Source organism: Pseudoalteromonas aliena (genome assembly GCF_038155085.1).
Taxonomy (GTDB): domain Bacteria; phylum Pseudomonadota; class Gammaproteobacteria; order Enterobacterales; family Alteromonadaceae; genus Pseudoalteromonas; species Pseudoalteromonas aliena_A.
In genome coordinates, this window is the sequence record NZ_JBAKAU010000001.1 from 83,110 (window position 1) to 96,072 (window position 12,963).

The 12,963-nt window shown below is 37.2% G+C and carries 13 protein-coding genes; 8 read left to right on the forward strand and 5 right to left on the reverse strand.

Annotation, left to right across the window (positions count from 1 at the left end; all coding sequences use genetic code 11):
* Positions 1-40 precede the first annotated feature (40 nt).
* Positions 41-1,363, forward strand: coding sequence for a sodium-dependent transporter (locus V6260_RS00375; protein ID WP_341591966.1), 1,323 nt, complete (start codon positions 41-43; stop codon positions 1,361-1,363).
* A gap of 95 nt (positions 1,364-1,458) precedes the next feature.
* On the opposite strand, the gene V6260_RS00380 is transcribed toward V6260_RS00375, so the two are convergent.
* Complete coding sequence (locus V6260_RS00380; RefSeq protein WP_341591967.1) at positions 1,459-2,439, reverse strand: 2-hydroxyacid dehydrogenase; 981 nt, start codon at positions 2,437-2,439, stop codon at positions 1,459-1,461.
* Positions 2,440-2,537: 98 nt separating this feature from the next.
* Positions 2,538-3,098 (reverse strand): glutathione peroxidase, encoded by a 561-nt coding sequence (locus V6260_RS00385; protein WP_341591968.1) that lies wholly within the window; start codon positions 3,096-3,098, stop codon positions 2,538-2,540.
* Between the two features lie 121 nt (positions 3,099-3,219).
* On the opposite strand from V6260_RS00385, the gene V6260_RS00390 reads away from it, so the two are divergent.
* Positions 3,220-4,101: an NAD(P)-dependent oxidoreductase gene (locus V6260_RS00390; protein ID WP_341591969.1), complete on the forward strand. Its 882-nt coding sequence runs from the start codon at positions 3,220-3,222 to the stop codon at positions 4,099-4,101.
* Positions 4,102-4,285: 184 nt separating this feature from the next.
* On the opposite strand, the gene sbcB is transcribed toward V6260_RS00390, so the two are convergent.
* The gene (sbcB, locus tag V6260_RS00395; protein ID WP_341591970.1) at positions 4,286-5,737 is read right to left on the reverse strand and encodes an exodeoxyribonuclease I; all 1,452 of its coding nucleotides are present in this window, start codon (positions 5,735-5,737) and stop codon (positions 4,286-4,288) included.
* Between the two features lie 138 nt (positions 5,738-5,875).
* Between sbcB and V6260_RS00400 the strand changes: the two genes are divergently transcribed.
* From V6260_RS00400 to V6260_RS00425, 6 genes are all read left to right on the forward strand, one after another.
* Entirely contained in the window at positions 5,876-7,093 is a 1,218-nt protein-coding gene (locus tag V6260_RS00400) for a tyrosine-type recombinase/integrase (protein ID WP_341591971.1), read from the forward strand.
* A gap of 83 nt (positions 7,094-7,176) precedes the next feature.
* On the forward strand, positions 7,177-8,181 hold the full coding sequence (locus V6260_RS00405; RefSeq protein ID WP_341591972.1) for a hypothetical protein: 1,005 nt from the start codon (positions 7,177-7,179) through the stop codon (positions 8,179-8,181).
* Between the two features lie 122 nt (positions 8,182-8,303).
* Positions 8,304-8,828: a hypothetical protein gene (locus tag V6260_RS00410; protein WP_341591973.1), complete on the forward strand. Its 525-nt coding sequence runs from the start codon at positions 8,304-8,306 to the stop codon at positions 8,826-8,828.
* Positions 8,829-8,947: 119 nt separating this feature from the next.
* The gene (locus tag V6260_RS00415) at positions 8,948-9,328 is read left to right on the forward strand and encodes a hypothetical protein (RefSeq protein ID WP_341591974.1); all 381 of its coding nucleotides are present in this window, start codon (positions 8,948-8,950) and stop codon (positions 9,326-9,328) included.
* Between the two features lie 60 nt (positions 9,329-9,388).
* Positions 9,389-10,138: an Eco47II family restriction endonuclease gene (locus V6260_RS00420; protein ID WP_341591975.1), complete on the forward strand. Its 750-nt coding sequence runs from the start codon at positions 9,389-9,391 to the stop codon at positions 10,136-10,138.
* Positions 10,139-10,348: 210 nt separating this feature from the next.
* Complete coding sequence (locus V6260_RS00425) at positions 10,349-11,599, forward strand: DNA (cytosine-5-)-methyltransferase (protein WP_341591976.1); 1,251 nt, start codon at positions 10,349-10,351, stop codon at positions 11,597-11,599.
* On the opposite strand, the gene V6260_RS00430 is transcribed toward V6260_RS00425, so the two are convergent.
* Both V6260_RS00430 and V6260_RS00435 read right to left on the reverse strand, forming a co-directional pair.
* Positions 11,589-11,867, reverse strand: coding sequence for a helix-turn-helix domain-containing protein (locus tag V6260_RS00430; RefSeq protein ID WP_341591977.1), 279 nt, complete (start codon positions 11,865-11,867; stop codon positions 11,589-11,591). The two genes, V6260_RS00425 and V6260_RS00430, sit on opposite strands and share 11 nt — an antisense overlap.
* Positions 11,868-11,940: 73 nt before the next feature.
* Positions 11,941-12,951 carry a putative phage abortive infection protein gene (locus V6260_RS00435; RefSeq protein ID WP_341591978.1) on the reverse strand — a complete coding sequence of 337 codons (1,011 nt, stop codon included), beginning with the start codon at positions 12,949-12,951 and terminating at the stop codon, positions 11,941-11,943.
* Positions 12,952-12,963: the final 12 nt, after the last annotated feature.

The following is a 12,963-nucleotide window of genomic DNA, read 5'->3' on the forward strand; positions in this document are numbered from 1 at the left end:
TAATTCACAACAGTCAAAATAATAACAGATTTGTAGATGTATGGCACAAGTGCGTGATGGGTTTCAAAGCCGACTCGGTTTTGTTTTAGCCGCTGCTGGCGCAGCAGTGGGTTTGGGTAATATTTGGGGTTTTCCTACGCAAGCGGCCAACCATGGCGGCGGTGCATTTTTACTGGTTTATTTTATTGTTATATTTTTACTGGCGCTACCTGCGCTATATACCGAACTTTACTTAGGTCACAAAGCACAAGTTAATCCGGTAAAAGCATTGGGCGATGCATGGCAAAACAGTAACCGTAAAGTAGGTGCTGCAGCGGGTTATATAGGCCTTGCGGGCGCAGTGGTTATGCTAAGCTTTTATTCAATAGTGGCAGGATGGATGCTCTCGTACGCTATTGAACCCATAACAACCTTTTTTGGTTTCACAGGCGCAAGCGAATTTTTACATAGCGACTCAGTACTGCGTAATTTTGTATTTACGCCGCTTATGCTTATTTTAACCGCCAGTATTATTTTAAAAGGGGTTAAATCGGGAATCGAAACTTGGTCGCGCCGTTTAATGCCACTGTTACTCGTATTGCTTATTGGTTTGATTGCCTACATTGCAACACTCGATGGCGCAAGCGAAGGCTTCGCCGCGTATTTAATTCCTGATTTTAGCCAAATACTCGAACCTAATTTAATTATTGCCGCAATGGGGCAAGCGTTCTTTTCGCTCTCACTAGGTGTGGGCTGTATGATGATTTACGGCTCGTACTTACAGCCAGATGCTAATTTACCAAAGCTCACCGCAGGTGTTGCATTACTTGATACAGGCGTTGCTTTTTTAGCTGGGTTACTTATTATCCCTGCTATTTATGTGGCGCAGCACAACGGTGTAGAGGTATTTAGTGGGGGTAAACTGATTGGGGAAGGGCAACTTATTTTCGCTATTTTACCTGAGCTATTTAGCACCATGGGCGAAATTGGCTTATTGGTTGGTTTATTGTTTTTTGTTTTAATGTCGATTGCATCGGTTACGTCAACTATATCGACCACAGAAATTCCGGTAGCGTTTTTAGTCGAAAATCACAACGTTAGTCGCACCAAAGCAACGTGGGCAGTGAGCGCCGTTGTACTTGTGTGCGCAAGCGCGATTATATTAAATTTTGATTGGTTATTTGGCTTAGTTATTATGCTATTTACTCAATACCAATTACCGCTTATGGGTTTATTTTACTTTATTACGGTAGGTTGGATGTGGCAGCGTGGTAATAAATTACACCAAGCAACAACTGGCGTACATTACTGGTTTGCTCAGTATATTCGGTTTGTTTGCCCAATATTAATGACCTTGGTATTTGCAAACGTTGCCTTTGGTTAATTTTATTTAAGCCCTAAAAATAGATTAATAAAGCGAAGTGAGTTTAAAACGCACTTCGCTTTTTTGTGCCTGTTATTTAGGTATAGCCAAGGTCTTTATAAAACCTCATTAGTAAAAGATTTACCTTCATTTACTTCAAGCGCATTTTGTATTGTTGTATTAGCAATTTCGGTGAGTGCTTCTTGGGTAAAAAAGCCCTGATGGCCTGTTACTAAAACATTTTTAAAGCTCACTAAGCGCGAGAATATATCGTCTTGATTTATTTCGTCACTGTGGTTTTTAAAAAACAGCTCCGACTCTTGCTCGTATACGTCGAGCCCTAAGTACCCTAATTTTTTAGTTTTTAGCGCACTAATACATGCGCTACTATCGAGCAATGCACCGCGTGAGGTATTAATAAGCATAACGCCGGTTTTCATTTTGCTAAATGCCTCATCATTTATTAAATGATGAGTTTGCTCGGTAAGTGGGCAATGCAAAGAAATCACATCGCTTTCGCTAAGCAAGGTGTTTATATCGGTAATAGTATAATTGCCAGGTTGTGCGTACGGGTCGCACACTAATACATTAGCGCCAAAGCCATTTAAAATGTTACACAGCGCTAGGCCAATTTTACCGCAACCTACAATACCCACGGTTTTATTGTGCAAGTTAAAACCAAGCAACCCGTTTAAATCAAAATTGTCTTCGCGTACACGGTTATACGCTTTATGGGTTTTACGGCTAAGCGTTAGCATAAGTGCAATACAATGCTCGGCTACGGCCTCAGGGCTGTAAGCAGGAACACGTAATACTTTAATTTTATGTGCTTTTGCTGCAGGTAAATCAACATTATTAAATCCCGCACAACGCAGCAAAATAGTATTTATGCCTTGGCTTGCCAGTTGTTCAATAACCGTGGCGTTTACTTTGTCGTTTACAAATACGCATATGGCATCAAACCCGCTTGCTAAAATAGCCGTTTGTTCGCTTAGGGCTTGCTCAAAATACGTTATTTTTATATCACGGTAATCGCGTGTACTTTGTTCAAAAAAAGACAGTTCGTACTTTTGAGTACTAAAAAAAGCAATGTTCATGGTAATAGCCTCGACGCTTAAGGAGTATTATTTATTACTAATACAATAAACTACTTTATAAACCGGTGCTTTAGTAACACGCATTTTATTGATTTAAATTAAGCCTTAGCCGGCGTAAGCAAAGGTATTTTTGATGATACTTTTTTACCACCTCTGGTAGCGCTTAACTTTGCAGCTTGCAGTAAGTTATTTTCTATTACTTGTATAAGTGTTTCGGGCTTAGTACGCGGTGCATAGCGTGCAACAAGTTGCCCTTGTGAGTTAATTAAAAACTTAGTGAAATTCCACTTAATAGCACGGTTTTGCGAAATACCCCGCGTATGCGATTTTAAATAATTAAACAATGGGTGCGTTTCTGGCCCGTTTACCATTACCTTGCCAAATACCTCAAACGAGGTATTAAATTGATCTTGGTAAAAGTCTTTAATGGCTAAATTATCAAGCGGCTCATTTTGGCCAAACTGGTTACACGGAAACGCAAGCACAGTAAAACCACTATCTTTGTATTGCTGATAGAGCTTTTCGAGCGCGTTTAATTGAACCGAAAAACTACACTTACTCGCTGTATTAACAATAAGGACGGTTTTGCCCTGTAACTGGCTAAGAGGAAAATTCTCGCTGTTATAAAGTGGTGCATTAAATTGATAAATACTGTCCATAGGTTACCTACTTACCTTTCCCGTTAAGGAAATTTTATAAAGACTTTCATTCGCTTTTTTATCGACCGGTTGACATAATCGAGGCCTAGTTTCTAAGTTATCAGTTAAATAGGTCATTTTTATGTCAATGAAAGTCGCATTTATAGGTTTAGGCGTAATGGGTTACCCAATGGCGGGGCATTTAGCAAAAGCAGGGCACAGCGTATGCGTTTATAACCGCACTCAAGCTAAAGCACAAACGTGGACTGCAGAACATTCAGGAAGCTTTGCACCAACCCCGCGCGAAGCTGCAAGCAATGCCGACATCGTATTTATGTGTGTTGGTAACGATGACGATTTACGCTCAGTAGTGTATGGCGACGATGGTGTTTTAGCTGGCATGCTGCCACACACAATATTAGTTGATCATACAACAACCTCTGCTGAAGTTGCCCGTGAAATAGCAGCAAAAGCTGCATCGCAAAACGTCGACTTTATAGATGCGCCAGTATCTGGCGGCCAAGCGGGCGCTGAAAATGGCGTGTTAACGGTAATGGCCGGTGGCAATGAAGCCGTATTTGCTAAAGTGCAGCCCGTTATGGCGGCATTTAGCCGTTTTAGTCAATTGTTAGGCGGCGTTGGCTCAGGCCAATTATGTAAAATGGTTAATCAAATTTGTATTGCGGGCGCAGTGCAAGGTTTAGCTGAAGGCTTACATTTTGCAAAGCAAGCTGGACTTGATGGTGAAAAAGTTATAGAAACTATTTCTAAAGGCGCAGCCGGTTCGTGGCAAATGGAAAACCGCTACAAAACAATGTGGGCGGGTGAATACGAGTTTGGTTTTGCGGTAGATTGGATGCGTAAAGATTTAGGCATTGCACTTGATGAAGCTAAAAACAACGGCGCTACTTTACCAATGACCGCAACGGTTGATCAATACTATGCCGATGTACAAGCACTCGGTGGCGGCAGATACGACACCTCAAGCTTACTAGCACGCATTGAAGCGTTGCATAAAAAATAACTATGCTTTTCGCGCGAGCAAGCTCTACGCCTACTGCGGGAGTATAAATTTACGCCTGTTTTGTAGACGCTAAGCTTGCTGGCGTGATGGGCGAAGCCCATAAAAACTCAAACAAAAAACGCGACGCTTAAATTACTATAGCGTCGCGTTTTTATATGCGTTGTATAAGTACCTCTAAACCAAATTACATGCTTTGTGCGTAGTTATACAACGCCTTTAAAATTGTAAGATTTTTTTCGCTGTCGTCATGTTCATGGGCTAGGTTTTCAAGGGTGATCATAAAGTCTTGTGCGTTAATCGACGGTTGATCTTCCCCGTGCATCAACTTGTTTTGGCAATACTGGCGCCATTGATCAAGCTCTTGCTGATTTAGCGTTTCAGGCCAGTTTCGTGCGCGGTATCTAAAAAGTAATGTATTGAATTTTTTATCTTCAAAATCTAAATTAAGGCCCGCAAGTTCCTCTGGTTTAGCATCACGAATAATCGCAAATTTAGCTTTGTCGGCATGGCTTGTAAAGCCATCGTAAAGTAAGTAGTCAACGTTAGTGGTTGCACTGTAATCGCCTTGCTCGTTAAATACTTCAGTTACTTTATCGCGAAGGTCGGTATTGGCTTTTAAAATAGCTAAGTTAGCTAAGCACTGCTCGCGGTCAATTCCTAAACGGGCGGCGTTTTCAGGTAATAACGTTTTAGCTGGGGCTAAAATAGGACACTTATTCAAATGCACTAGCTTTAAACCAACAGGTAAATCGCCCTCGGCTAAATCAACGCGTTTGGTGTATAAACGTTTGCGTAACTCTTCTACGTTTAAATCAATGAGTACTTGTGGGTTTTGAGTTAAATCAAAACAAATAACCGCGTTTTTATTAATCGGATGAAAGCTCATTGGTGCAACCCAGCTTGTACAGCCTTGTGTTGCAGGAATACGCGATGAGGTATGCACCAGCGGCGTCATATTAAATACATCAACCAACTCAGCAAGCGCTTTTTTATTACGCAGCCCAAAAAAGAAGTTATAAAGCTTTGGCTGTTTTTCTTTTATTAGTTTAGCCAGTGCAATAGTGGCGGTTACATCGCTTAGCGCATCGTGCGCAGCGGTGTGCTCAATACCGTTGGCTACTGTTAAATGCTCAAGCTTAAAGCTTGGGCTGCCATCTTCTTTTAACGGCCATTCAATACCTTCAGGGCGTAGCGCGTAACAAGCACGTACTAAATCAATAATATCCCATCGGCTGTTATTGTTTTTGTATTCACGCTCGTATGGGTCGTAAAAGTTACGGTAAAAGCTATAACGGCTTATTTCATCATCAAACCGAATACTGTTATAACCGGCAACACAGGTGTTTGGTACACTAAACTCAGCATGAATTTTTGCTATAAACTCAGCCTCAACCAAGCCTTTTTTCATCGCTACTTGTGGCGTAATACCCGTAATTAAACACGCCTCAGGGTGAGGCAAGTAATCCGCTTGCGGCTTACAATATTCAATAAGCGGCTCGCCAATAATATTTAAATCAAGATCGGTACGAACACCCGCAAATTGGCTCGGCTTATCTTTTTGTGGGCTCGCCCCCCACGTCTCGTAGTCGTGCCAATAAATTGTTGCTTGGTTTTCGTAGTATGTAGGTTCGCTCATTCTGTATCGTAGCCCTTTGTTTATGCGGGTTTTATCTGCGCTTTTATTTGTTGTTGTATCTTTGGCTATATTGTAACTCGCGCATTGTGTGTATAGTATCGTGTATAAATTTTTTGCTAACTGTGTATAAAAAATTAAATGGCGATCAGTGACACCAAATTAAGAAAGCTGCTAGGTAAAAATCAAACACCCTGCGTATTATCGCATAGAGATAGTTTAAGTGTAAGGGTATCAGCTAAGGGCACAATAACGTGGCAATACCGTTGCCGTGTTGATGCTAAGCAGGTAATTATTACACTAGGGCGTTATCCTGGGCTAAGTATTAAAGAGGCGCAAGATTATATACCTCTGTTTCAAAATTGGTTAAGTCAAGATAAAGACCCACGGCTAGAACTCAAGCTTATGCGAAACAATGCCAAGGGCTTACCCACAATGGCGGATATTGCAGTAAAGTGGTTAGATAAGAAAGTACCTGACCTAAAAGAAAAAACTCAAACTTTATACACAAACCAAGTCAGCAAATGGATTGTGCCAATCCTTAATGATGAAAACATGCCGCTTGATTTAATGACCATTAAAGATTGGATAACTTACTTTGATGACGTAAAAAAATTAGGTAGTGCTAAAACAGCCGGCACAATATTAGTGCGTATTAAATCAATAATAGGCTGGGCTGAAAAACGTGGTGAAGTAAAACCATTTAACCCAGTACTTACTTTAAATGTGAATGACATTGGTGAGCGAGCATCGGTAGGCCAGCGAGTAATGCGGTTTGATGAAATTGCAAAACTGTGGATACAAATAGAAAGCTCAAAAGCCACACCAGCAACTAAAGCATGCCTACAACTAATTTATATAACAGGGGCAAGGCAATCAGAGGTTCGTTTAGCCAAGTGGGAACATTTCGACTTTGAAAATAGCATTTGGACGGTACCACCCGAAAACTCAAAAACAAATAAAGCCATTCGCAGGCCAATATCAACCAAGATGAAAGGCATTTTAAATACGCTTGCAATGGTATACGGACGCAATGGTTATTTAATACCAGGCAGTAATCCACACAAAGCAATGACCACCCACAGCATCAATCGGTATTGTTGTCGAATGTGGGATCACTTGTTTACTAAGTATAAAATGCCCAAGTTTCTACCGCACGATGCACGCCGATCACTTTCAACATTACTCAGTGAAAATAGCGTAGCACCACATGTAACCGAAAAAATGCTAGGCCATACAATGCGTGGCGTAATGGCTGTTTACAACAAACATGATTGGATAAAAGAACAGGCAGATGGATATGAGCTTTATTGTCAGTTAATAGACAAAGCAATAGAAAATGAGCTTGTTAATAGTTAAAGTGGCTGCAAAGACTAACTGGACTAATAGTGATAATTTAGCCTTTGTAATTAATTTAAATAAGATTTATCTAGAGGAAGCGTATGTCTGGTGATTTTGAGAGGTTAAAAGCATTCCATCAAGTAGAGTCATACTTAACGGAGGAAACAAAATGCTTGTTGATAAAGGAATTAAACCTTGAAAATGCAAACTTAGAGCAACGATTACCAGGACTAAGAGTAGAAGATGAGTTCGCGCTAATCCTACATTTCTTTCACAACTGTAAACATATAATTTCTATAGATGAAACTGCCTCAAAATTAACTGATGAATCTAATCAAAGTGATTTTATTGTTCATTTTAAAAATGATGAAAAAGTAATGGTTGAAGTAAAAAGCACTAAAGATAATAAATTTCAAATATCTAAAAATAATTTAGAAAAAAGAAGGTTATTTGCTGATGATTTAGGCTATGAGCTATATATCGCATTAAAACTTAACGGCTATTGGATGCTATTTCATACTGATTATTTAATTAAAAATAACTGTAGAATCGAATTAAGCCAAGACATAAATAATTCAATATTTTTAACAAAATTAAATGCCAAAATGCATATAATTCCTGCAGGAGTTAAAGTTGAAAGTACCTATAGCCTAACAGAAGATGACAATCTAGGTGTTAAGCATGAAGAGTATGGGGAGTTAACTTCAATTAAGTTATATTACAAAGATGTTTTACTTTTTGAAGTATCTTCCCAAAATAAAAAACATTTTCCGATATGTATGCTTTTTGAATTATGGAATGACATGCTTTTAGAAAATATAACTTTTGAAAGGCTTGACGATCTAACAACAAAATCTATTAATGAAATAAAGAATGAGCTCATGACATTAGACTATAAATATTTTTTATCTACAATAGAACATATGTTTAATGTACATAACAGAAGACATGAACCATCGTCATTTTTAAAGTTATTAGCATCTAACATAGATGTTTCGCTAAATAAAAAAAGGTTAGAAATATTACTTAATGAATTAATTAAATTAGGAGTTCCAATTTCTTCAGGCGTATTTTTAGCTAATAATGAAGTTAAATTTTACACATAAATACTAGGCTTTAAAAATAAAAATGATACTTCGTTAAGACAAACACTTTACTTCAATACTTTTATCCGCTTGATTTAGTGCTATGAGCCTTATCTTATTAATCAACTATAAAGAATTATAAAATGATCAATCTAATTCATATTACAAGTCCTGACCGTGCTCTTAATATTATTCATAATAGATCTTATTATACAAAGAAACCTTTTAAGAACTACGATGCTGGAATGAATTTCCTTGGTGTGCTTGGTGAGTACGCAAATACACAGCCAACTAGAGGATCCAAAATACACTGTGAGTGGAGTGGCGCTGTATCCGAACCACTAACGTATGACGCCTATGATTATCATACTCCAAACATCCTTTTTGATTTTAATGGGTCTGGAGTTCACTTTCCTAATAATGATCCTAGATACTTTTTACCTTATAACTCGGGGAACTTGGTAATAAAGCGTATTGAATTAGAGGATAAGTTTGATGAGGAGGCGTTGATTGAAAAGTGGCTTGAAATCAAAGGCGGGGCTTACCCATACTTACAAAAGATTAAGTTTTTGAAAAAATACCTTCTAAAGAATGCACTACGTTATTTGCAGGACATAAATAAAAAACTTGCTTCAGAAGAGGTTACAATATCTGTTAAATATGGCTGAAATTATTGTCCACTAAGCCCGCTTATAGAGAGTGATTTCGTTCATGGCACATTTTCCACTACACTTTAGCCTATATACTATGCTCTATTTAATAAAAATACATATTGAGTAGAGCGCCCATGAAAATAGTTTTCTCTATACTATTTGTAGCATTAATAATTTATTCCCATGTTTATAATTTTCAACAGAAGATACTTTATATCAGTGTGGATTCTTTTAATTTGTTGCCTGGTTCGGATGAATCAGTCGTTGTTTCATTCGGTAAAAATCAAAACGACTTCCATGCTTTTGCTATAAAAAAGAAAGATATAAAGCAAGGTGTTGAACTTGTATCGAAGTCAAAAAACAATACCAGCTTTTCAGTATTTGGAGACGTAAATGGTGAAGCGCTTGTTCGGTCTGAACGCTTAGAGACATTTGCTAAAGTTAATTTAGTTAATAAATTACATATAATTAAAGCTCAATTTAACTATTCCTTTTTCTTTTGCATCTTTAAGTGATTAAATATACAGTTAAATATTAAGCTTAGAGCAATGGTAAAAATAACTAAAGGAATAAGAATGAACAATAAATATGGCTTATCATTTATATCAGATGAAGATCTCTTTAATCATGTCAAAGAAACGATAGAGAAATATAGGTTCACAATCAATCTTAAGGAATTCAACAAAAATCTGGTTGATCCTATCAAGTTGACATTCGACTCTAAAATTTATAACAAATCAATTGAAGAAATAATCGAATCAGAGTCACTCAGGCAGATAGACAAATCTAATACAAATCACATCGGTTATTTTCATCAAAATATATTTAAATTTTTTGATGGCTGGATAATTCCTGATAAAGGCTTTGATGCGATAAATGAAGATAAAAAGTTTTTTGTAGAGATGAAAAATAAGCACAACACAATGAATTCATCATCAGCTCAAAAAACTTACATTAAAATGCAAAACAAAATTCTCAGAGATGATGAGTCAACATGCTACTTAGTGGAAATTATAGCAAAAAATAGCCAAGATATTACATGGAAGATAAGTTTGGATAGCGAGCAAGTCTCGAATAAAAACATTAGACGTACTTCTATCGATAAATTTTATGAAATAGTCACTGGCGAAAATGATGCATTCAAAAGTTTGTGCGAGCAAATACCAAAAGTAATCAGTGACGTAATTGAAACCGGCGAAATTACTGCCACAAGTAATACTGTATTTGATGAACTTAAAGCGTTATCCCCAGATTTACTAAAAAGTATTTATTTACTGTCATTCAAAAAATACCAAGGCTTTGATGACTTAAATCTAGTAAAATAGCCGCATGTTGGCCTTTACTCTTTTTAATTTTACGAAGGTACGGTGCAAAACAAGTCATAAAAGGCCAGAAACTTATCTGGCCTTTCGCAATCTTAACTACAAGAACTAGTTATTGTTTTTAGTACTGAAATATAAATAAGATCACTTTTATCTGGCCCTAGATACATTTTTCTGTATACTTACACAGTTGTTTTAATAGCGGTAAAGTGCATGCTTAATTTAGAAAAATCCTCAAATAGTTTTAGTGCAGAGTTGTTAGCAGATATACTTTCTCTGCCTAAACGTTCTATCGAATCAAAAATCAATAAAGGTGAACTAGTCCCTTGTCCTAAAACTAATTTAATTCCGATCGAACAAGTATTACATTTCAAAGAAATCAAAAGTTTTCTTGAATCTAAGTGGGATGAAGAAGAGAAAATTAAGCCTTTACGTAACTATAATATGATAGAGCTTTTTGCTGGAGGCGGTGGTTTGGCTTTAGGCATGGAAGCAGCTGGTTTTAATAGCGTGTTACTTAATGAGTTAGATAAACACGCATGCAGCACTTTACGACACAACAGACCAAATTGGAATGTTGTTGAAGGCGACATATCACAAGTAGATTTTACAGAAATTAAAGAGTCAGTTGATGTTTTAACGGGAGGCTTTCCTTGTCAAGCTTTCTCTTATGCTGGTAAAAGTTTAGGGTTTGAAGATACAAGGGGTACGTTGTTTTTTGAGATGGCGAGAGCAATAAAAGAAGTAAACCCAAAAGTGTTCTTGGCAGAAAATGTTAAAGCGCTTTTAAAGCATGAAGATGGTAGAACGCTCGATGTAATCAAAAATATAATTGATGAGCTTGGCTACGTACTTGTAGAACCGAAAGTTTTAAAAGCGATCTTCTATAAAGTACCACAAAAGCGAGAGCGTCTTATTTTAGTGGGTATTAGAAAAGACCTTATTGATAAAGCTGACTTTAGCTGGCCTTCGCCGTATAAAAAAATATTAGCATTAAAAGACGCATTTTATAAAGGAGAGTTATTTAGTTCTGATGTTCAAAAGTCACCAGGACAAACATACCCCGAACGTAAAAAAGAAATTATGGATCATGTGCCACCGGGTGGCTATTGGAGAGATTTACCTGATGAACTTCAAAGAGAGTACATGAAGGCAAGTTACTTTTTAGGTGGCGGTAAAACAGGAATGGCACGAAGGTTGTCTTTATCTGAGCCTAGCTTAACCTTAACCACTGCACCAGCCCAAAAACAAACTGAAAGATGTCATCCATTAGAAACTCGACCTCTACAATCTAGGGAATATGCACGAATCCAAACATTTCCAGATAATTGGGAGTTTCAAGGCCCACTATCAGCAGTATATAAACAAATAGGCAATGCCGTACCAGTAAATATGGCTGCTGCATTAGGCCGTGCTTTAGTAAGGTTACTAAACGATATTGAATGCTCTAAAGTTAATAGCTAAGTGTTTCCATTAACTTAACGGTATTGTTCATTACCCATCTTTTATCAATAGCCCCCCAAGATCGAATTTCATAGTAGCCGTTCTTGGGAGCGCCTATAAAAGCGCACTCTATATCTAACTCTTCCAGTGCAGAGATTGTATCTTGCGCTGTTCGCCGAGGAATTTCAATTTCGCTCATTATTTTAGGAATAGTATTAAACCCACTCTCAATCAAGCTAGCGATTAATAGCCTTCTATAAAAAGAGCTCTTTGTTTTACTTATTTCCATAATGGATATGTCTCATATGATTATTGTTTTCATAGTGATTAATTTTTCATCGCGAGGGTTTTAAATTTTACACTTACCTTAAAAGTTTCTGATCAAAACAATAGGAATACATTTTTGAATTAGAACCAAAGGCTGAATTTATTAACTTATTCTGTTCATTAAATTCCATGTAAGAATGAATCTCATTTGTAGAAAGGATAATTCCAATGCTACCTATCTTAAAGTCACTAGAACTTTTGATGAAAACAATATCTAACGGCTCAAATAGTGCATATTTAATAATTAGTTTTTTGAAAGCCTCTTCATTTAACCTAGGGTTAAGGCAATAAAGTAATATAAGCACTAGCTCTTCATCTGATAACTGTGCTCTCAAAAGATTGCTATATTTAATTTCAGTCTTGGGATTGGAAAAAGCATCGTCAATCATTTTGAATGCTTGGTATAAGTTTCTGAAGTAGATATTGATATCTTTACCTTCGTAGGTATAAAACAACTCGAAATAATCTATAATATTTCCTTCGTCTGAAATTTCATTAATAAATCTGACTATTGAAGAAAAGGCTTCTGCGCCATGGCATTCACCTTGGCTTTTAATAGAGCTAATTTCAAGTTGGCTTGAAATTTTAGAAAAGCAACTGTTAGCATTAAATCTAATTTTATCTAGAGTTTTACTATGTAATTCCAGCATATTAAAAAAGGTAGTCTCAAAGCTTTGTATTGCTAATAGTTTAGCTTGTTCTTTTAGTGCCTCTGATGAGTTTGCAAGTTCGTTACGGGTAAGAGTAAGTTCCTCATTACTTACTCGCAATGCTGTTTCGTTTTGTTCAATAGCTTTGGTGCCTTGCTCTATGGCTTTTTCACTTTGCTCTAGCGCTTTTTTATTTTGCATTAATGTATAAGCAATTAAAATTAAGCTGAGTAGGGCGAACGTGGGGTTTAGTACACCACCAAAAAAATCACCAACTGCACCCCAGTTACCAATATTAGATGCGAAACCTAAACCAAAGTGAGAGATGAAAACACCAATAGCGATTGATGCTGCGATGGTGGCCGCTATGCAGATAACTATTATAAGCTTTTTCATGCTATTCCTTAC